The following is a 20,058-nucleotide window of genomic DNA, read 5'->3' as shown; positions in this document are numbered from 1 at the left end:
GAAGGACCATCGCATGACGACGCTCGTCTTCGTCCATGGCTGGAGCGTGACCAGCACCGCCATCTACGGCGCGATGCCCCGGCGCGTGCAGGACGCCGCCCGCGCCGCCGGACTGGCGCTGACGATCCACGACATCCGGCTGTCCGAATACGTGAGCTTCGACGACGCGGTGACCATGGGCGACCTGGTCCGTGCGTTCGACCACGCGCTGCGCGACCTGCACCTGTCGACCGGAAGCTTTGCCTGCATCACCCATTCCACCGGCGGCCCGGTGGTGCGCGAGTGGTTGCGTGCGCAGCGCGACAGGCCGGGAAGCTACAGCACCATCCGGCTCAGCCATCTGGTGATGCTCGCGCCGGCCAACTTCGGCTCGGCACTGGCCAGGCTCGGCAAAAGCACCCTGGGCCGGCTCAAGGCCTGGTTCAATGGCGTGGAACCGGGCCAACGGATCCTCGATTGGCTGGAGCTGGGCAGTGCCGCCTCGCTGGCGCTCAACCTGGACCATATCCATGGCGCCGATCCTTCCGCGAAGGGCCAGTTCCTGTTCGTGCTGACCGGCGACCGCCCCGACCGCTCGCTGTACGACCACTTGAACAGCTACACCGGCGAGAACGGGTCCGACGGCGTAGTACGCATCGCCTCGGCCAATCTCAATGCCCGCCACGCGGTGCTTGCGGTAGCCGACGGACGGCGCGGCGCGGCGGCCGACGCGCTCTCGCTCAGCCTGCTGCGCGGCCCGCGCTGCGCGTTCAAGCTGGTCGCCGGCGCCGCGCACTCGGGCGACGAACAGGGCATCCTCACCGCCGGGGCGCCGACGACGGTCGAGGCCATCGTGCGCTGCCTGGCGGTCAACGACGCGAGGGCCTACGCCGACCTGTGCGACGCCTTCGACGCCGAGAACGCCGCCCGCGACGCGAACAAGGTGGAGCTGGAGCCCGCCGGCCCGTTCGCGCCGCGCGTGCACATCCACGACCCGCGCAGCATGCTGATCCTGCGCCTGGCCGACGACACCGGCGAGCCGCTGACCGGCGCCGGGTTCCTGCTCACCGCGGGCCCCGAGGCGAGTCTGGACCAGCTGCCAGTCGGATTCCTGAGCGACCGCCAGGCCAACTCGGCCGATCCGTGCACCGTCACGCTGTTCCTCAACCACGCGCTGCTCGCCGGCGACGCGCGCGTGCCCGACCCGCGCCAGCCCCGCCGCACGCTGCGACCGGCCGTGGCTAGCCACCGTCCGTATGGCGCGCGCGTCCAGCCCCTGGATCTGGCGGGGCTGGTGCACCACGCCCTGGCCGCCAGCGCGCCGGGCGAGGATCTGTTCGCCATGCTGGGGCCGCACCAGAGCACCGTGCTGGACGTGGTGCTGCCGCGGCGCATCCACGAAGGCGTGTTCCGGCTGACGCGGGATCTGTCGCCACACGACTTCCACCATCCCGATCCGGGCCCGGCGATCGGCGACTGAAGCGGGTGCCCGGACAGGGCGTGCTACCGTGCCGGCGTTTCGTTATCCCCCGCCCCGCATGTCCGAGACCCTGCACGTCCTCGTCGCGCCCTGCCGGCATGTGCAGGACATCCGCAAGAGCCGCTTCCTCGCACAGGCCGCGCCGGTGCCGTCGGTCGAGCAGGCGATGGCGTTCCTGCATGAGGTCGCCGACCCTGCCGCCACGCACAACTGCTGGGCCTACCGCATCGGCCAGGACTACCGCTTCAACGACGACGGCGAACCCGGCGGCACCGCCGGCCGGCCGATCCTGCAGGCGATCGAAGGCGCCGGCGTGGACCGCGTGATGGTGGTGGTCACCCGCTGGTACGGCGGCATCAAGCTCGGCGCCGGCGGCCTGGTGCGTGCGTACGGCGGCACCGCCGCCGAATGCCTGCGTCTGGCCGAACGCATGCCGCTGGTGGCGATGGCGCGGCTGGCCGTGCACTGTCCGTTCGCCGAGCTGGCGCTGCTCAAGGCGCGCTGTCCCGGTTGGCAGGCGCGGATCGAACACGAGAGCTTCGACGCCGAAGGCGCCACGCTGGAACTGGCGTTGCCGGCGGACTGCCTCGACGAGGCATCCGCGCGCATCATCGACCTCACCCGCGGCCAGGCCCGCGTACGGCCGGTGCCGCCGTCGTAGGAGCCCGGGCTTGGACCGGTGCGCCCACTCAACCCATGCCAGCTCCCCGCAGGAGCGCATCCACCCGGATGCGCTGCGGCAGACATGCGGAGGGGCCGGAACGGGCTGGATCGCGTCCATCCACGCTATGCTCCCCGCAGCGACTGCCGGGGAGCGGTCGCTAGGGGCGCGCCGCCGGCGCGCAGGGGAACCAAACCAGAACGGAACCGCCACGTGACTGCCCAAGCCCAAGGCGCCAAGCGCACCGAATTCACCCTACGCGGCCTGATCATCGGCATCGTGATCACCGTGGTGTTCACCGCGGCCAACGTGTTCTTCGGCCTGAAGGCCGGCCTCACCTTCGCCACCTCGATCCCCGCGGCGGTGATCTCGATGGCGATCCTGAGGGCGATGAAGAACTCCACGATGCAGGAGAACAACATCGTGCAGACGGTGGCCTCGGCCGCCGGCACGCTCTCCTCGATCATCTTCGTGCTGCCGGGCCTGATCATCATCGGCTGGTGGAATGGTTTCCCGTTCTGGATGTCCTTCGGCATCTGCGCCACCGGCGGCATCCTGGGCGTGATGTACACGATCCCGCTACGCCGCGCGCTGGTCACCGATTCGGACCTGCCCTACCCCGAGGGCGTCGCCTGCGCCGAGGTGCTCAAGGTCGGCTCGAGCAATTCGCAGGAGGCGGCCGAGTCGGTCGAATCCGGTGGCGCCGGCCTCAAGGCGGTGATCGTCGGTTCCATCGTCTCGGCGGTGTTCTACGTGATCGTGCAGACGAAGGTGTTCGCCGCCGCCGTCTCCGACTACTTCCGCGTCGGCGACCGCGGCGCGGCCACCGGTTTCGACTTCAGCCTGTCGTTCGCGCTGTTCGCCGTCGGCCACCTGGTCGGGCTCTGGGTCGGACTCGCGATGCTGGTCGGCGCGCTGATCGGCTGGGGCTGGGCGGTACCGCACTTCCTGTTGATCCATCCGGAAACCGGTTCGGTCGCGGATGCCGCGCAGGCGACCTGGAGCCACTACGTGCGCTTCGTCGGCGCCGGCACCATCGGCGTGGCGGCGATCTGGACGCTGGCCAAGCTGGTCAAGCCGGTGATCAGCGGCCTGGCCGGCGCCATGGCGGCCTCGCGCGTGCGCAAGGCGGGCAACCTGGCCACCCTGCCGCGCACCGAGCACGACATCCCGATCGGCGTGGTGGGCCTGGTCACGCTGGTCTGCATGGTGCCGGTGGCCTGGCTGCTGGGGCATTTCGCGAACGTCAGCGGCCTGGGCTCGCACACGGCATTGCTGGTGATCGGCGGCGTGCTGTTCGTGCTGATCCTGAGCTTCCTGGTCTCGGCCGTATGCGGCTATATGGCCGGCCTGATCGGTTCGTCCAACAGCCCGCTGTCGGGCATCGGCATCCTGGTGGTGATCATCGCCGCGCTGCTGCTGGTGCTGGGCGTCAAGGCAATGATGCCGGCCGAGGCCGGCAAGGCGCTGGTCGCCTTCGCGCTGTTCATCACCGCGATCGTGTTCGCGGTGGCCTCGATCGCCAACAACAACCTGCAGGACCTGAAGACCGGCCAGCTGGTCGATGCCACGCCGTCGCTGCAGCAGTGGGCGCTGGTCATCGGCGTGATCGCCGGCGCGGTAGTGATTCCGCCGGTGCTGGACCTGCTCAACCAGGCGTACGGTTTCCTCGGCGCGCCGGGCGTCGATCCGGCGCGCGCGCTGCCGGCGCCGCAGGCCGGTTTGATTTCGGCGCTCGCCCAGGGCGTGATCACCGGCAACATCGACTGGAGCCTGATCATTATCGGCGCGATGATCGGCGTCGCGCTCATCGTCGTCGACGAGGTGCTGGTGCGCACCACGAAGTCCGCGCGCCTGCCGCCCCTGGCCGTGGGCCTGGGCATCTACCTGCCGACCTCGACCACGTTGATGGTCGTGGTCGGCTCGCTCGTCGGCGCCTGGTTCGACAAGCGCGCGGATCGGGGTCCCAACGCGGACGCGACCAAGCAGCTCGGCGTGCTGCTGGCGTCAGGGCTGATCGTCGGCGAAAGCCTGCTCGGTGTGATCGTGGCCGCGCTCGTGGCGTTCTCCGACGAGCTTGGCTTCGCCAACCACGACGCGCCGCTGGCGCTGGTCGGCGACGGCTTCGCGACTCCGGCGATCTGGATCGGCGGCATTGCGTTCGTGGCCTGCGTCGTGGTCCTGTACCGCTGGATCGCACGCATGGGCCGCAATGCCGCGTGACCGCTGACCCTCCCCGGCAACGCCGGGGAGGGTCCATCCGCCGGCAGGCTTGGGGTAGGTCCCACCCGCCCCCACCTCACCAGGCTCCACTCCTGCAGGCGCCTCGATGAGCGACACCACGCCCCCCGGCAAGCCCACCGCCCGCGTCGGCGCCCTGCGCCAGCTGTGGCCGTTCCTCAAGCCGCACAAGGCGCTGGCGATCGGCTGGCTGGTGTTCCTGGGGCTGTCTTCCGGCTCCACGCTGGTGTTGCCGATGGCGGTGCGGCACATGATCGACGCCGGTTTCGGCCATGCCAGCAGCGACACGATCAATCGCACCTTCCTCGGCCTGTTCGGCGTGGCGCTGGTGCTCGCGTTCGCCACCGCCGCGCGCTATTTCTGCATCACGCTGCTTGGCGAGCGCTCGCTGGCCGCGCTGCGGGCCAAGCTGTACGCGCATGTGATCCGGCTGGACGTCGGCTTCTTCGAGCGCTCGCGCGTGGGCGAGCTGATCTCGCGGCTGGGTACCGACACAGAGGTGGTGCAGGCGTTGATCGGCTCGGGCATCTCCGTGGCGCTTCGCAGCGCGGTGATGCTGCTGGGCGCCAGCGCCATGATGGTCTGGACCAGTCCGCGACTGGCCGGCCTCACCGCGCTGGTGATCCCGGCGGTGATGTTGCCGATCCTGATCTTCGGCCGCCGCGTGCAGAAACTTTCGCGCGCCAGCCAGGACCGCCTGGCGGACGCCGCGGCGATCGCCAACGAAACACTCAACGCCGCACCGGCGGTCAAGGCCTACGCCCGCGAGGGGATCGAGAGCCGCCGCTACGGCGACGCCATCGACCGCGCACTGGAAAGTGCGCGCCGGCGCATCGGCATGCGCGCGCTGCTCACCGCCGCGGTGATCGTGCTGTTCTTCGGCGCGATCACGCTGGTGCTCTGGGTCGGCGCGCGCGACGTGCTGGGCGGCAGGCTCAATGCCGGCATCCTCGGCCAGTTCGTGCTGTACGCGGTGTTCGCCGCCGGCTCGGTGGCCGGGCTGTCCGAGGTATGGGGCGACGTGCTGCGTGCCGCCGGCGCGATGGAGCGCATCGGCGAACTGTTCGGCGAACAGGCGCACATCGCCGACCCGCCGCAGCCGCTCGCGCTGCCCCGCCCGGTCAGCGGCGCGCTGCGCTTCGAGCACGTCGGATTCCACTATCCCACGCGACCGGATGCGCCGGCGCTGCATGACTTCACCCTGGACATCCGCCCCGGCGAGACCGTGGCACTGGTCGGCCCCTCCGGCGCCGGCAAGAGCACCGTGTTCGCCCTGCTGCTGCGCTTCTACGACCCGCAGACCGGCGCGATCCGGCTGGATGGCATGGACCTGCGCGCGGTCGCGCTGTCCGAACTGCGCGGCACCATCGCGCTGGTGCCGCAGGAAACGGTGATCTTCGCCGGCAGCGCCGCCGACAACATCCGTTTCGGCCGTCAGGCGGCGAGCGACGACGAGGTACGGGAGGCGGCCCACGCCGCCGAGGCCCACGAATTCGTCAGCGCACTCGGCGAGGGTTACGACGCCGAACTGGGGGAACGCGGCGTGCGCCTGTCCGGTGGCCAACGCCAGCGCATCGCCATCGCCCGCGCCATCCTGCGCGACGCCCCGCTGCTGCTTCTCGACGAGGCCACTTCGGCGCTAGACGCGCAATCGGAAGCCGCCATCCAGCAGGCCCTCGAACGCCTGGAAAAAGGCCGCACCACGCTGGTCATCGCCCACCGCCTGGCGACCGTGCAGCGCGCCGACCGCATCGTGGTGATGGACGGCGGACGCATCGTCGCCCAGGGCACGCACGAAAGCCTGCTGGCCGAAGGTGGGCTCTACGCCGAGCTGGCAAGGCTGCAGTTCGTCGCCTGATCCGCGGAATTGCGCCTCTCCCGCGACGAGGGCTGGCTGAAAACCGGGGACGCGTCATGGCGTCCCATTGGTGCGACGAGCTGTTGCCGCCAACTTGACGCCCCGGCCACGAGCATCGCCACATGCCCGATCCGTTGCTCCAGCCCCGTCCCGAAGGCCTCTACTGCCCCGCCGGCGGTTTCCATATCGACCCGGCCGAACCGGTCGCGCAGGCCGTGGTGACGCACGCGCATGGCGACCATGCGCGCCAGGGCAACGCGCGCTACCACGTCGCGCGCGCCGGCCTCGGGCTGATGCGCGAGCGGCTGGGCGAGCCGGCGGTGATCGACGCCTACGATTACGGCGAGCCGTTCACGCTCGGCGAGGTGAAGGTGTCGTTGCATCCCTCTGGCCACATGCTGGGCGCGGCGCAGGTGCGGATGGAGCATGCCGGCCGCGTCGTGGTGGTCTCGGGCGACTACAAGCGCGAGCCTGACCCCACCTGTGCACCGTTCGAGCCCGTTCCCTGCGACACCTTCGTCACCGAATCGACCTTCGCCCTGCCCGTCTACCGTTGGCCGCCGATGGCACAGGTAATCGACGAACTGCTCGCGTGGTGGGACGACTGTGCCCGCCGCAAGGTGTCGGCCGTGCTGTTCTGCTATGCGCTGGGCAAGGCGCAACGGCTGCTGGCCGAACTCGCGCCGCGGGTCGATCGCGTGATCCACCTGCATGGCGCCCTGTTGCGGCTGACGCAGCTCTATCGCGAGGCGGGCGTGGCGATGCCGCCCACGCAGCCGCTGGAGGAGAACGCACGTGGCGCGGCGCTGGCGGGGGAGCTGATCCTGGCGCCTCCGTCGGCCGCCGGTTCGCCGTGGATGCGGCGCTTCCCCAACGCCTCGACCGCCTTCGCCTCCGGCTGGATGCAGGTGCGCGGCAACCGGCGCCGGCGCGGCTACGAGCGCGGCTTCGTGGTCTCCGATCACGCCGACTGGAACGGCCTGGTGCGCAGCGTGCGTGACAGTGGCGCCGCGCGCATCTATGTGACCCATGGCGATGGCGATGCGCTGGTGCGTTACCTGCGCGAGCAGGGCCACGATGCGCTCCCGCTGGCGGCGCTGGGAGCCTGAGCGATGCGCCGCTTCGTCCAGCTCTATGCCGCGCTCGACCGCACCGGCTCGACCACCGCCAAGCGCGACGCCATCGCTGACTACCTGCACGACGCGCCCCCCGCCGACGCGGCTTGGGCGGTGTACGTGCTCGGCGGCGGCAAGCTGCGCCGGCTGGCCAGCGTCACCGAATTGCGCCTGGCTACCGGCGAGGCCACGGGCTACCCCGACTGGCTCATCGACGAGAGTTACGCGCACGTGGGCGACCTGGCCGAAGCCATCGCCCTGCTGCTGCCGTCCGGCCGGCCATCCGACGATGCCCGGCTGCACACGTGGATGGAGCAGCGCCTGCCGGCCTTGAGCCGGCTCGATCCGCCCGGTCGCGTGGCGCAACTGCAGGCGTGGTGGAAAACCCTGCCGCCGGACGAAGTCTTCCTGCTCAACAAGCTGATCACCGGCGCGCTGCGGGTGGGCGTGTCGCAGCGCCTGGTGGTGCAGGCGCTGGCGTTGTGGTCGCAACTTCCCACCGACCTGATCGCCCATCGCCTGAGCGGCGACTGGAGGCCGAGCACCAGCTCGCTGGCGGCCCTGGCGCAACCCGCGGAGGACGACGCCCATCGCGAGCATCGACCTTATCCCTTCTTCCTCGCCTCGCCGCTGGAATCGCCGGCGGAGAGCCTGGGCGAACGCGGCGACTGGCTGGCCGAATGGAAATGGGACGGCATCCGCGCCCAGCTCATGCGCCGCGCCGACGAGGCGAGGCTGTGGTCGCGCGGCGAGGAGCGGCTGGACGGACGCTTCCCTGAAATCGAACAGGCCGCCTGCGCCCTGCCCTCCGGCTGCGTGCTCGACGGGGAGATCCTCGCCTGGGATGGCGAGGCGGCGGCGCCGCGACCGTTCACCGCCCTGCAGAAGCGCATCGGCAAGCTCAAGCCCGGCGCGAAGCTGCTGGCCGAGACGCCGGTGCGCTTCATGGCCTACGACCTGCTGGAACTGGATGGCGCCGACCTGCGCGAGACGCCGCTGCACCTGCGGCGCGAGCGTCTCGCCGCGCTGCTGGACGGCATGCCGCCGACGCTGCTGCTCTCGCCCGCCGCCCACACCGACGACTGGGCCACCTTGGCTCAACTGCGCGAGCAATCGCGCGAGCGGCGCACAGAGGGCTTGATGCTCAAACGCCTGGACTCGCCCTATCGCGTCGGCCGCAAGCGGGGCGACTGGTGGAAGTGGAAGGTCGATCCCTACACGCTGGACGCGGTGCTGATCTACGCCCAATCCGGCCACGGGCGACGGGCGGGCCTGTTCACCGACTACACCTTCGGCGTGTGGGACCGGGGCCATCTGGTGCCGGTGGCCAAGGCCTACTCCGGGCTGGACGATGCCGAAATCGCACGGCTGGATGCGTGGATCCGGGCGCATACCCTCGAACGCTTCGGTCCGGTGCGTTCGGTCGAACCGGAGCATGTGTTCGAACTGGCGTACGAGGCGATCCAGCGGTCCACGCGGCACAAGTCAGGCGTGGCGGTGCGCTTCCCGCGGATCCTGCGCTGGCGGACGGACCTTTCGGTGCGCGACGCCGATCGGCTGGAAGAACTGAAGCGGATGGCCGAAGGCTGAGTCCAGGCGCAAGGCTTCCTGTAGGAGATTTCGCCGCTAGAACCGCACCAGCAGGATCAGCGCGATCAGGAGCGCCAGCACCGCGGCCGTGGCGATCAGCCACCACACCTCGCCCCGCGGGCCGGCCTGGTCCTCGGGGAGGTGCGCGGCCGGCGGCTCCGGCGGCGTCCCCACCGGCGATGGCAGCAACCCGGGCGCGTCCACCAGGAAGCGGTGCATGGCGATGCCCAACTGGTCGCCCGGATGCAGCGCGGCCTGTTCCACCGCGGCCCCGTTGAGCCGCAGCGGATAGCGTGACGGCGTCGCGCTGGCGGCCACGCGCAGTTCGCCCTCTTTCCAGAACAGCGCGAGCGTCGCGGTGGTCGCCTGCGGCAGCTCCAGCGGCTGGTCGCCCTGGGGCCCGAGTTCCAGCCGCTCGTGCAGCGGGAACACGCGCCCGGACAACGGCCCGGCCACCGCACGCAGCGCCGCGGTACAACGGCCCTGCTCGGAAAGCGCCACCGGCGCGCGCCTGGCGGGTGTCTCGTCGGCGCACAGCAACATGCGGCAGTCGCCCAGGCTCAGGATGTCGCCTGCGCGCAACAGCGCGCGCTCGCGCACGGGGCGCGCGTTGACGTAGACCCGGCCGGCGCCCGACAGGACTTCGAGCACCCAGCCGCGGCGATCCTGCAGGATACGCAGGTGGTGCGCCGCGCCTTGCTGCGCGGAGACCACCAGGTCGTTGTCCGGCGCGCTGCCGATGCGCAAAGCGACCTGCGCCCAGCGGAACTCCTCGCGAGCCGAATTGGGGAACTCGATGCGCATCTGAAGACCGATCCGGAGATGCCCGGGACTCTAGCAGATGCATGGCATGTGCTTCGCGTTCGCCGCGTAAGATGGACGCTTCAACACGGAGCCCAGCCATGCCCAAGATCGACATCCGCCGTCCGCACAACCTGCCCCTGGACCAGGCCCGCGCCGTGGTCGAAAAGGTCGCCACGCGGATGCGCGAAAAGTTCGACATGCAGAGCCAGTGGGAAGGCGACACGCTGAGGTTTTCCCGTTCGGGCGTGAGCGGCGCGATCGCGGTGGCGCCGCAGGCGGTCCACGTCACCGCCGAGCTCGGCCTGATGCTGTCGCCACTCAAGGGCATGGTGGAGCAGGAGATCCGGCGCAAGCTGGACGAGTACTTCGGGGATGCCGCCTGACTGCAACTTTGATCGGGCGGCCCGGAGGTGGCATACTTGCCCGCTTACGCGGCCGCCACGGCCGGGCCCCATACACCGGAACGCATGGCCAAAGACGACGTCATCGAAATGGAAGGCACGGTCCAGGAGACCCTGCCCAACACCATGTTCCGTGTGCAGCTGGAGAACGGGCACGTGATTACCGCCCACATTTCCGGCCGCATGCGCAAGCACTACATCCGCATCCTCACGGGCGACAAGGTCAAGGTCGAGATGACTCCCTATGACCTGACCAAGGGGCGGATCACTTACCGCATGAAATAAGCTTCCACGGACAAACGAAAAGGCCGCGCAATGCGCGGCCTTTTTTCGTGCCCGTAATTCCGAAGGAGGCCGCCTTCAGAGGTGCATCCGTGCGCGACCGCGATATACATGCGGTCGCGCACGAGAGCGCTCCTGCAAGGCCATTTGGCGCCCTGCTACTCCACCACCACCGGCATCTTCTCGGCCGCTTCGGTCTCCACGTGCAGCTCGCCCTCGCGCACGCTCAGCAGGACCTTGCCGCCATCGGACAGCTTGCCGAACAGCAGTTCGTCCGCCAGCGCCCGCTTGACCTTCTCCTGGATGACGCGGGCCATCGGACGCGCGCCCATCTGCGGGTCGAAGCCGTGCTCGGCCAGCCAGCGGCGTGCATCGGCGTCGACGTCCAGGACGACGTGCTTGTCCGCAAGCTGCGCTTCGAGCTCGATCAGGAACTTGTCGACCACGCGCAGGATGTGCTCGAAGTCCAGTGCATGGAACTGGATGACCGCATCCAGGCGATTGCGGAACTCCGGCGTGAACATCTTGCGGATCGTCTCCAGCGAGTCGGTCGCGTGGTCCTGCTTGACGAAGCCGATGCTCCGTCGCGATGCCTGCTGCGCGCCGGCATTCGTGGTCATCACGAGGATCACGTTCTTGAAGTTCGCCTCGCGCCCGTTGGTATCGGTCAGCACGCCGCGGTCCATCACCTGCAGCAGGATGTTGAACACGTCCGGGTGCGCCTTCTCGATCTCGTCGAGCAACAGCACGGCGTGCGGATGCTTGGTCACCGCCTCGGTAAGCAGGCCGCCCTGGTCGAAGCCGACATAGCCCGGAGGCGCGCCGACCAGGCGCGAGACCGAATGCGCCTCCATGTACTCGGACATGTCGAAACGGATCATCTCGATGCCCAGCTGCAGCGCCAGCTGCTTGGTCACCTCGGTCTTGCCGACACCGGTCGGACCGGCGAGCAGGAAGCTGCCGATCGGCTTGGTCGGATCGGCCAGGCCCGAGCGGGCCATCTTGATCGACGCGGCCAGCGCCTCGATCGCCTGGTCCTGCCCGAACACCACCATCTTGAGGTTGCGCTCGAGGTTCCGGAGCACGTCCCGGTCCGACGCCGAAACCTGCTTGGCCGGAATGCGCGCCATCTTGGCGACGATGTATTCCACCTCAGGCACGTCGATGGTGCCGGTGCGCTGGTCCTCGGGCAGCAGGCGCTGGCGTGCGCCGGCCTCGTCGATGACGTCGATGGCCTTGTCCGGCAGCAGCCGGTCGGGGATGTGCTTGACCGACAGATCCACCGCGGCTTTCAGCGCCTCATTGGTATAGGCGACGTTGTGATGTTCCTCGAAGCGGCTCTTCAGCCCCTTGAGGATCTCGATGCTGTCGGCCACGGTGGGTTCGACCACGTCGATCTTCTGGAAGCGACGGGCCAAAGCGCGGTCCTTCTCGAAGATCCCGCGGAATTCCTGAAACGTGGTCGAACCGATGCAGCGCAGCTCGCCCGAAGCCAGCATCGGCTTGATCAGGTTGGACGCATCCATGGTGCCGCCCGACGCCGAGCCGGCCCCGATGATGGTGTGGATCTCATCGATGAACAGGATCGCGCCGGGCTGCTTCTTGAGCTGGCCGATCACCGCCTTTAGGCGCTTCTCGAAGTCGCCGCGATACTTGGTGCCGGCGACCAGCGCACCGAGGTCCAACGACCAGATCACAGCGCTTTCCAGCACCTCGGGCACCTCGCCCTCGACGATGCGCTTGGCCAGGCCCTCGGCCAGCGCGGTCTTGCCCACGCCGGCCTCGCCAACGTAGAGCGGGTTGTTCTTGCGACGGCGGCAGAGCACCTGGATGGTGCGCTCGATCTCGTCCTGGCGGCCGATCAGCGGGTCGATCTTGCCTTCCATCGCCAGGTCGTTGAGGTTGGTCGCGTACTCGCTGAGCGGGTTGCCCTTGCTGTCCGCACCTTCCTCGCCCTCGCGCTCGCTACCGGGCATGCCGGTGCTCGGCTCGTCGCCGATCTTGGCGATGCCGTGCGAGATGTAGTTGACGACGTCCAGCCGCGTGATCTCCTGCTGGTGCAGGAAGTAGACGGCGTGGGAATCCTTTTCGCCGAAGATCGCCACCAGCACATTGGCGCCGGTGACCTCTTTGCGGCCGGAGGACTGCACGTGGTAGACCGCGCGTTGCAGTACGCGCTGGAAGCCGAGCGTCGGCTGGGTGTCGCGCTCGTCCCCGTGCGGCAGCACCGGCACGGTCTCGGCGATGATCCGCTCCAGTTCGGCCGACAGCCGCGGCAGGTCCACGCCGCAGGCACGCAAGGCCCCCAGCGCGGACTGGTTTTCAGTGAGGGCGAGCAACAGGTGCTCCACGGTCATGAACTCGTGGCGCTGCTCGCGGGCCTGCTTGTAGCAGTGGCCGATGGTGACTTCGAGATCCTTGCTGAACATCCGGACCTTCTCCGCTTGGGATTGGCTTGGGCGGCTATGCCGCGATGGCTACAAGATGGGGCTGCTCATAGCTTTTCCATAGTGCACAACAAGGGATGCTGATGAGTCCGTGAGTACTCGTTCACTTGTGTCACTTTCGTCTCCGCCACCTCGCGGGTAAAGACCCCGCACACACCCTTGCCACGGGTATGCACGTGCAGCATCACCTGCACCGCGCGTTCCTGGTCCATGGCAAAGAAGCCACGCAGCACTTCGACCACGAAGTCCATGGGAGTGAAATCGTCATTCAGCAGCACAACTTGAAAAAGTGGCGGCCGTGCCAGTTCCGGGCGGCTGGTCTCGACGGCCAGGCCGTGTCCGCTGCCGGGGTCGTGTTCGGGTTCGTGGGCCATTGCTCGTGGGGACTTTGTTGCTGGTACGGAGTATACGCCGCGACGGATGCAGCCCCGTCGCGCCGCCGTGCAGGACGCGCCTCGTTTAGGTGATGGCACAATGGCGCATTTCCACCCCTCCCGTCCCCGATGTCCGTCACTTCCACCGATCCTTCCGTCTGGCGCCCCCGCGTCACCGTCGCCTGCGTGGTCGCGCGTGGCGAGCGTTACCTGATGGTCGAGGAGGAGGTCGACGGCCGCCTCGTCTACAACCAGCCGGCTGGCCACCTGGACGACCGGGAAAGCCTCCTGCAGGCTGCGGTGCGCGAAACGCTGGAGGAAACCGGCTGGACGATCGAGGTCGAGCATTTCCTGGGCGTGCACCAGTGGCGCAGTACCGAGCATGGCGAGGGCGTGGTCCGCTTCAGCTTCGCGGCGCGCGCGCTGGCGCACGACCCGCATCGCGCACTCGACGAGGGTATCCGCCGCGCAGTGTGGCTGACCCGCGCCGAGATCGCCGCGCTGGGCGGGCGCCTGCGCAGTCCCATGGTGCTGCTCAGCATCGATGCCTGGCTGGCGGGCCGGCGCCTGCCGCTGGACGTACTGTCCAGTCTGCTTGCGGAGCCTGCCCTGCCATGAAGGTGATGCTGGGCGTGTCCGGCGGGGTCGACTCGTCGGTCGCCGCGCTGCTGCTCAAGCAGGCCGGCCACGAGGTCGAAGGCCTGTTCATGCAGAACTGGGAAGAGGACGACCGCGACGGCCCCTGCACCGCCGACGCCGACCGCAAGGACGCCCTGGCGGTATGCGGGCGCCTGGGAATCCCCTTCCACGCGCGCAACTTCGCGGCCGAATACTGGGACGGCGTCTTCGCCCACTTCCTCACCGAGTACCGCGCCGGGCGCACGCCCAACCCGGACGTGCTGTGCAACCGCGAGATCAAGTTCAAGACCTTCCTGGACGAGGCGCGGGCGCTGGGCGCTGAAAGGATCGCCACCGGCCATTACGCGCGCGTCGACGAGCGCGACGGACGCTACCGCCTGCTGCGTGCGGTGGACGCGGGCAAGGACCAGACCTACTTCCTGCACGCGCTGGGCCAGCGGCAGTTGTCCGCCACGCTGTTCCCGGTCGGCGAGATCGAGAAATCGCTGGTGCGCGAACTGGCCCGAGCCGCCGCCCTGCCGACGCATGCCAAGAAGGATTCGACCGGCATCTGCTTCATCGGCGAGCGCGACTTCCGCGGTTTCCTGGCGCAGTACATCCCGGCGCGGCCCGGCGAAATGCGCACCCCGGAAGGGGCCTTGGTCGGCGAGCACCAGGGCACCATGTATTACACGCTGGGCCAGCGCAACGGGCTGGGCATCGGCGGGCGCCAGGGCATGGGTGGCGAGCCGTGGTACGTGGTCGGCAAGGACGTGGGAGCGAACGTGCTCTACGTGGCGCAGGGCGGCGAAAACCACTGGCTGCAGTCGAAGCGCCTGCTTGCCGAAGCGCCGACCTGGGTAGCCGGCGCGGCTCCGGCAACCGCCTTCCGCTGCACCGCCAAGACCCGTTACCGGCAAGCGGACCAGGCATGCGAGGTCCAATGGTTGCCCGACGGGCTGGAGGTGCGCTTCGACGAACCCCAGCGGGCGGTCACCCCGGGCCAGTCGGTGGCGTTCTACGACGGCGAAGCCTGCCTGGGCGGCGCCGTGATCGCGGCCACCGATGCGCCGTTTGGCGGCCTTTCCCTTCTTCCCGCAGGACCCTGACGTGCTCGATATCCTCGCCATGAACGAACCGCGCGTGCTCGCGCTGGCCGGCCTGTTCCAGGCGGCGGGCCTGGCGCAGCAACTGGCCAACCAGGGGCGCTGCGACGAAGGGGCGATGGAGTCGAGCGTGGCCAGCGTGTTCCGCATCGACGCGCCGTCGGTGGCGGCCGTCTACGGTGGCGTGGGAGGCGTGCGGCTGGGCCTGCGCAACCTGATCGGCCAGCTCGACGACAGCAGCCGCGACATGGGACTGACCCGGATGGCGGTGACCGTCATGCGGCTGGAACGCAGCCTGGCCCGCCGGCCCGAGCTGACCGCGAAACTGCAGGAAGGCGTGGTCGCCGCCCAGCGCCAGGTGGCGCATTTCGGCCAGGACTCCCCGCAGGTCGTCCGGCGCCTGGCCGACCTCTACGCATCGACCCTGTCCACGCTGAGCCCGCGCGTGATGGTCAGCGGGAACCCGCAGTTCCTGCAGCAGCCGGCGGTCGTGGAAAAGGTGCGCGCCAACCTGCTGGCCGCCGTGCGTTCGGCCGTGCTGTGGCGCCAGGTCGGCGGGCGGCAGTGGCAGATCGTCCTCAACCGCCGCCAGTGCAGCATGCTGGCGCGCGGGTTGCTGACGGGCGTGACGCTGGACAACGGCTGAGCGCGGTGCGGTGGGCTTCAGCCCACCGGCCCCACCACCAATCCTGGCCGCCTGCTCGCCACCTCCTGCAGCAACTCGGCGAACGCCTGGATGTCCGCGTGCCAGGGCGACGCCTCCCGCCAGTACAACGCGATCTGTCGGCCCGGCACGGCGCCTTCCAATGGCACCACGGTCAGCTCGGGCTTCGAGGCCAGCCGCTCGCGCGCCAACGCCGGCACGAGCGCGTAGCCGCCACGCAGCCCGACCAGCGCCGCCAGGCTTTCCAGGCTGACGTCCTGCACGTGACCGCCATGGCCGCCCTGGCCGTCGATGCCGTCCGGATGGCTCTCGGCCATCAGCGTGGCCTCGGCCTCATCCAGCTCGTCCAGCGTCACGTTGGCGCGGCCGGCCAGCGGATGGTCCGCCCGGAACAGCACCTGCCACGGCTCGGCGAATAACGGCCGCGTGGCGATGCCACTCGCGGCGGTAGCCGGCGGTGCCAGCACCGCATCGAGTTCCCCCTCGTGCAGGCGCCGCAGCAGGCCACGCGGTTTGCCCTCGGACAAGCTCAACCTGGCGGCCGGAAAGTGCAACGGAAACGGCTCGACCAGGTGCGGCAGCAGATAGGGACCGAGCGAGGCCGGCACGCCCAGGCGCAGCTCGCCGCCGAAGGCAACCGTGCCGGCGCGGGCGGCCTGCTGCAGGAGCTCGGCCGCATCCAGCACCGCGCTGATCCGCTCCAGCAGCCGCTGCCCGCCGGCGGTCGGCACGATGCGCCGGCCGCCGCGCTCGAACAGCGGCGCACCCAGCGCCTGCTCGACCTTCTGCACCTGGTGCGAAAGCCCCGACGGGCTGATGTGCATTGCCCGCGCCGCGCTGTTGAAGCTGCCATGCCGATGCACCGCCTGCACCAGCGCCAGGTCGCGCAGCGATACCGCCGAGAGCGCCGTCGAAATCATCGAATGCTGCATGTCACCAAAAGCGTTTGTGCGGAGGGGCGGGCCGTCGCATGCTTGGCGGCCAACGGCGGGATGGTCGGCGTATCCGGGCCATTCTAGCCGCCCCGCTCGCCCGCGCCGCGAGCATGCCTGCCCGCCAAGCCCGCCCGACCCCAGGCGCCGCGAGGACGCGTGGACGCGGTATTTGCGATAATCACGGGCCTTTGCGCGCGCTTGGCCGCCGCAATGCCAGCTCTCCCCAGCCGCTTCAAAGCTCAAGCCAGGAGTTTCGTCATGAAAGACTCGTTTTCCATCCGCGACACCCTCGAGGTCAACGGCAAGCGCTATGCGTACGCCAACCTCGCCAAGTTCGGCGAGCGCTTCGACCTCAAGCGGCTGCCGTACTCGCTGAAGATCCTGCTTGAGAACCTGCTGCGGCACGAAGACGGCATCAACGTCACCACGAAGGAAATCGAGGCGGTCGCCAACTGGCAGGCCAAGGCCGAGCCCGATACCGAAATCTCCTTCATGCCCGCGCGCGTGGTGCTGCAGGACTTCACCGGCGTGCCCTGCGTGGTCGACCTGGCGGCGATGCGCGATGCGGTGGTCAAGCTCGGCGGCGATGCCACCCAGATCAACCCGCTGGCGCCCGCCGAACTGGTGATCGACCATTCGGTGCAGGTCGACGTGTACGGTTCGGAATCGGCGCTGGAGAAGAACGTAGAAATCGAGTTCGAGCGCAACCAGGAGCGCTACGCGTTCCTGCGCTGGGGCCAGAAGGCATTCAACAACTTCAAGGTCGTGCCGCCGCGCACCGGCATCGTCCACCAGGTCAACCTGGAGCACCTGGCCCGCGTGGTGTTCACCGCCGAGAAGGATGGGCAGCCGTGGGCCTATCCGGACACCGTGTTCGGCACCGACTCGCACACCACCATGATCAACGGCGTGGGCGTGCTGGGTTGGGGCGTGGGTGGCATCGAGGCCGAGGCGGCCATGCTGGGCCAGCCCTCCTCGATGCTGATCCCGCAGGTTGTCGGCTTCAAGCTGACCGGCAAGCTGCCCGAAGGCGTGACCGCCACCGACCTGGTGCTGACCGTCACCCAGATGCTGCGCAAGCTCGGCGTGGTGGGCAAGTTCGTCGAGTTCTTCGGCGATGGCCTCAAGCACCTGCCGCTGGCCGACCGCGCCACGATCGGCAACATGGCCCCGGAATACGGCGCGACCTGCGGCATCTTCCCGGTCGACCAGGAAGCGATCAACTACCTGCGCCTTTCCGGCCGCAGCGAAGAGCAGATCAAGCTGGTCGAGGCCTATGCCCGCGCGCAGGGCATGTGGCACGACGAGAACAGCGTCACGCCCGAGTTCACTACGACGCTCGAACTCAACCTCGCCGACGTGCGCCCGTCCATGGCCGGCCCCAAGCGCCCGCAGGATCGCGTGCTGCTCGAAGGCGTGAAGCAGAGCTTCCACGACGTGGTTGGCCCGCTCACCGCCAGCCGCAAGTCCGGTAGTGGCAGCGTCGGCGTGACCAAGGACGGCGAGAATTTCACGCTCAAGGACGGCTCTGTGGTGATCGCCGCGATCACCTCCTGCACCAACACCTCCAACCCGGCGGTGATGCTCGGCGCCGGCCTGGTCGCCAAGAAGGCGGCCGCCAAGGGCCTGAAGGCCAAGCCGTGGGTGAAGACCTCGATCGGCCCGGGTTCGCTGGTGGTCAGCGACTACCTCGAAAAGACCGGCCTGCTGAAGGAGCTCGAGAAGGTCGGCTTCTACATCGTCGGCTACGGCTGCACCACCTGCATCGGCAACTCCGGCCCGCTTCCGGCCGAAATCAGCCAGGGCATCGGCGCGGGTGACCTGGCCGTCGCCTCGGTGCTCTCGGGCAACCGCAACTTCGAAGGCCGCGTCCACGCCGAAGTGAAGATGAACTATCTGGCCTCGCCGCCGCTGGTGGTCGCCTACGCGCTGGCCGGCACGCTGGACATCGACCTGACCAAGGATGCCATCGGCCTGGGCGACGACGGCCAGCCGGTCTACCTGAAGGACATCTGGCCGACCAACCAGGAAATCTCCGACGCCATCGCCGGCGCGATCAACCCGCAGATGTTCGAGAAGAACTACGCCGACGTGTTCAAGGGCGACAGCCGCTGGAACCGGATTCCGTCGGCCGAGGGCGCGCTGTACGGCTGGGAGGATTCGACCTACATCAAGAACCCGCCCTACTTCGACGGCATGACGATGGAGCTGTCCAAGGTCGACGACCTGCATGGCGCGCGCGTGCTGGGCCTGTTCGGCGACTCGATCACCACCGACCACATCTCGCCGGCCGGCTCGATCAAGAAGGACAGCCCGGCTGGTCGTTATCTGATCTCCAAGGGCGTGGAGCCCAAGGACTTCAACTCGTACGGTTCGCGCCGCGGCAACGACGACGTGATGGTGCGCGGCACCTTCGCCAACATCCGGATCAAGAACCTGATGCTGGACGGCGTCGAGGGCGGCTATACCGTGCACGTCCCCTCGGGCGAGGAGATGTCCATCTACGACGCGTCCATGAAGTACAAGGCCGAAGGCACGCCGCTGGTGGTCATCGCCGGCAAGGAATACGGCACCGGCTCCTCGCGCGACTGGGCGGCCAAGGGCACGCTGCTGCTGGGCATCAAGGCGGTGATCGCCGAGAGCTTCGAGCGTATCCACCGCTCGAACCTGGTCGGCATGGGCGTGTTGCCGCTGCAGTTCAAGCACGGCGAGAACGCGCAGTCGCTGGGACTGACCGGCAAGGAGTCGATCGAAATCCTGGGCCTGGAAGGCGGCGAGTCGAAGGAGGCGAAGGTGATCGCAACGGCGGCCGACGGCACGAAAAAGGAGTTCGCCGTGCACGTCATGCTGCTCACGCCGAAGGAGCGCGACTTCTTCCGTCACGGCGGCATCCTGCAGTACGTGCTGCGTCAGCTCGCCGGCCGCAAGGCCGCCTGAGCCCCGCCGCAGTTGCAGAGAAAAGGCCGCCTCCGGGCGGCCTTTTTTTCGTGCTTCATCCCACCGCCCTGCGGGGGAAAGGTGGGCTGAAACCCACCCGACGAGCGCACTAAAGCTGCCGCTCCCACGTCGCGCTGTAGCAGCGCCACTCGCCACCTTCCCTGCGCCACGCCGTTCCCACGTGGTACACCCCGGCCGCGTCCGGCAGCAGACGACTGCCCTGGGTGAGGGTGACAGTGAAATCCGCCATCAGCCGCTCGCCGCGCTGCTCCACCGAGATCGGTCCAAGCGTCGCCCCGATGCGCTCGCCACGCAGGTACGCCAGGCGGACCAGGTTCGCGATGTCCTTGCGCTCAAGCCGGCCGCCGTTACCGTCGAAGTCCTCGCTGAGCGGCTCGACAACGCCACCGGCATCGGCCTGTTCGGCCGCCTGCTCGACGGATGCGATGGCCTCGCGCACGCGCGTTTCGTCCGGCGTATGCCGACAGCCGGCCAAGGCCACGAACACCAGCGCGAGCCCAAGGGAAGGCAGTATTTTTCGTACTCGCATGAACCCTCCGATCCTC

Annotated in this window: 17 protein-coding genes; 12 read left to right on the top strand and 5 right to left on the bottom strand. The window is 68.8% G+C overall.

Annotated elements, in window-relative coordinates:
- Positions 1–13: 13 nt before the first annotated feature.
- From ACFWZ1_RS07445 to ACFWZ1_RS07420, 6 genes are all read left to right on the top strand, one after another.
- Positions 14–1,459: a phospholipase gene (locus tag ACFWZ1_RS07445; RefSeq protein WP_231325085.1), complete on the top strand. Its 1,446-nt coding sequence runs from the start codon at positions 14–16 to the stop codon at positions 1,457–1,459.
- A 58-nt stretch (positions 1,460–1,517) separates the two neighbouring features.
- A complete protein-coding gene (locus ACFWZ1_RS07440; RefSeq protein WP_439665951.1) occupies positions 1,518–2,120 on the top strand; it encodes an IMPACT family protein in 603 nt (200 codons plus the stop codon).
- Between the two features lie 213 nt (positions 2,121–2,333).
- On the top strand, positions 2,334–4,343 hold the full coding sequence (locus ACFWZ1_RS07435) for an OPT family oligopeptide transporter (protein WP_439665950.1): 2,010 nt from the start codon (positions 2,334–2,336) through the stop codon (positions 4,341–4,343).
- Positions 4,344–4,449: 106 nt separating this feature from the next.
- The gene (locus tag ACFWZ1_RS07430) at positions 4,450–6,219 is read left to right on the top strand and encodes an ABC transporter transmembrane domain-containing protein (protein WP_231325080.1); all 1,770 of its coding nucleotides are present in this window, start codon (positions 4,450–4,452) and stop codon (positions 6,217–6,219) included.
- Between the two features lie 122 nt (positions 6,220–6,341).
- Positions 6,342–7,328, top strand: a complete 987-nt coding sequence (locus ACFWZ1_RS07425; protein WP_231325078.1) for a ligase-associated DNA damage response exonuclease — start codon at positions 6,342–6,344, stop codon at positions 7,326–7,328.
- Between the two features lie 3 nt (positions 7,329–7,331).
- Entirely contained in the window at positions 7,332–8,924 is a 1,593-nt protein-coding gene (locus tag ACFWZ1_RS07420) for an ATP-dependent DNA ligase (protein WP_439665949.1), read from the top strand.
- Between the two features lie 36 nt (positions 8,925–8,960).
- On the opposite strand, the gene ACFWZ1_RS07415 is transcribed toward ACFWZ1_RS07420, so the two are convergent.
- A complete protein-coding gene (locus tag ACFWZ1_RS07415; protein WP_231325075.1) occupies positions 8,961–9,728 on the bottom strand; it encodes an FHA domain-containing protein in 768 nt (255 codons plus the stop codon).
- 98 nt (positions 9,729–9,826) lie between these two features.
- On the opposite strand from ACFWZ1_RS07415, the gene ACFWZ1_RS07410 reads away from it, so the two are divergent.
- Both ACFWZ1_RS07410 and infA read left to right on the top strand, forming a co-directional pair.
- Complete coding sequence (locus tag ACFWZ1_RS07410) at positions 9,827–10,111, top strand: polyhydroxyalkanoic acid system family protein (protein ID WP_439665948.1); 285 nt, start codon at positions 9,827–9,829, stop codon at positions 10,109–10,111.
- A gap of 84 nt (positions 10,112–10,195) precedes the next feature.
- A complete protein-coding gene (infA, locus tag ACFWZ1_RS07405) occupies positions 10,196–10,414 on the top strand; it encodes a translation initiation factor IF-1 (RefSeq protein ID WP_019466733.1) in 219 nt (72 codons plus the stop codon).
- Positions 10,415–10,569: 155 nt separating this feature from the next.
- On the opposite strand, the gene clpA is transcribed toward infA, so the two are convergent.
- Both clpA and clpS read right to left on the bottom strand, forming a co-directional pair.
- Positions 10,570–12,840 (bottom strand): ATP-dependent Clp protease ATP-binding subunit ClpA, encoded by a 2,271-nt coding sequence (gene clpA / locus ACFWZ1_RS07400; protein ID WP_231325072.1) that lies wholly within the window; start codon positions 12,838–12,840, stop codon positions 10,570–10,572.
- Positions 12,841–12,905: 65 nt separating this feature from the next.
- The gene (clpS, locus tag ACFWZ1_RS07395; protein ID WP_091332759.1) at positions 12,906–13,232 is read right to left on the bottom strand and encodes an ATP-dependent Clp protease adapter ClpS; all 327 of its coding nucleotides are present in this window, start codon (positions 13,230–13,232) and stop codon (positions 12,906–12,908) included.
- Between the two features lie 129 nt (positions 13,233–13,361).
- Between clpS and ACFWZ1_RS07390 the strand changes: the two genes are divergently transcribed.
- Genes ACFWZ1_RS07390 through hflD form a run of 3 tightly spaced genes read left to right on the top strand, consistent with a single transcriptional unit; the run spans position 13,362 to position 15,602 of the window.
- Complete coding sequence (locus tag ACFWZ1_RS07390; protein ID WP_439665947.1) at positions 13,362–13,850, top strand: NUDIX hydrolase; 489 nt, start codon at positions 13,362–13,364, stop codon at positions 13,848–13,850.
- Entirely contained in the window at positions 13,847–14,959 is a 1,113-nt protein-coding gene (gene mnmA, locus ACFWZ1_RS07385; protein ID WP_439665946.1) for a tRNA 2-thiouridine(34) synthase MnmA, read from the top strand. Before ACFWZ1_RS07390 ends, mnmA begins: the two co-directional genes overlap by 4 nt.
- A gap of 19 nt (positions 14,960–14,978) precedes the next feature.
- Positions 14,979–15,602 carry a high frequency lysogenization protein HflD gene (gene hflD / locus ACFWZ1_RS07380; protein ID WP_231325942.1) on the top strand — a complete coding sequence of 208 codons (624 nt, stop codon included), beginning with the start codon at positions 14,979–14,981 and terminating at the stop codon, positions 15,600–15,602.
- 17 nt (positions 15,603–15,619) lie between these two features.
- Here the strand turns inward: hflD and ACFWZ1_RS07375 are convergent, their stop codons facing one another.
- Complete coding sequence (locus ACFWZ1_RS07375) at positions 15,620–16,552, bottom strand: LysR family transcriptional regulator (RefSeq protein ID WP_231325067.1); 933 nt, start codon at positions 16,550–16,552, stop codon at positions 15,620–15,622.
- A 261-nt stretch (positions 16,553–16,813) separates the two neighbouring features.
- Between ACFWZ1_RS07375 and acnA the strand changes: the two genes are divergently transcribed.
- Positions 16,814–19,492: an aconitate hydratase AcnA gene (acnA, locus tag ACFWZ1_RS07370; RefSeq protein WP_439665945.1), complete on the top strand. Its 2,679-nt coding sequence runs from the start codon at positions 16,814–16,816 to the stop codon at positions 19,490–19,492.
- 109 nt (positions 19,493–19,601) lie between these two features.
- On the opposite strand, the gene ACFWZ1_RS07365 is transcribed toward acnA, so the two are convergent.
- On the bottom strand, positions 19,602–20,042 hold the full coding sequence (locus ACFWZ1_RS07365) for a hypothetical protein (protein ID WP_439665944.1): 441 nt from the start codon (positions 20,040–20,042) through the stop codon (positions 19,602–19,604).
- Between the last annotated feature and the right edge of the window lie 16 nt (positions 20,043–20,058).

This window comes from Frateuria sp. GZRe14 (assembly GCF_051900395.1).
Classification (GTDB): domain Bacteria; phylum Pseudomonadota; class Gammaproteobacteria; order Xanthomonadales; family Rhodanobacteraceae; genus Frateuria_A; species Frateuria_A edaphi.
The sequence above is the reverse complement of the archived record's forward strand: the minus strand, read 5'-3'. Positions and strand labels throughout refer to the sequence as shown.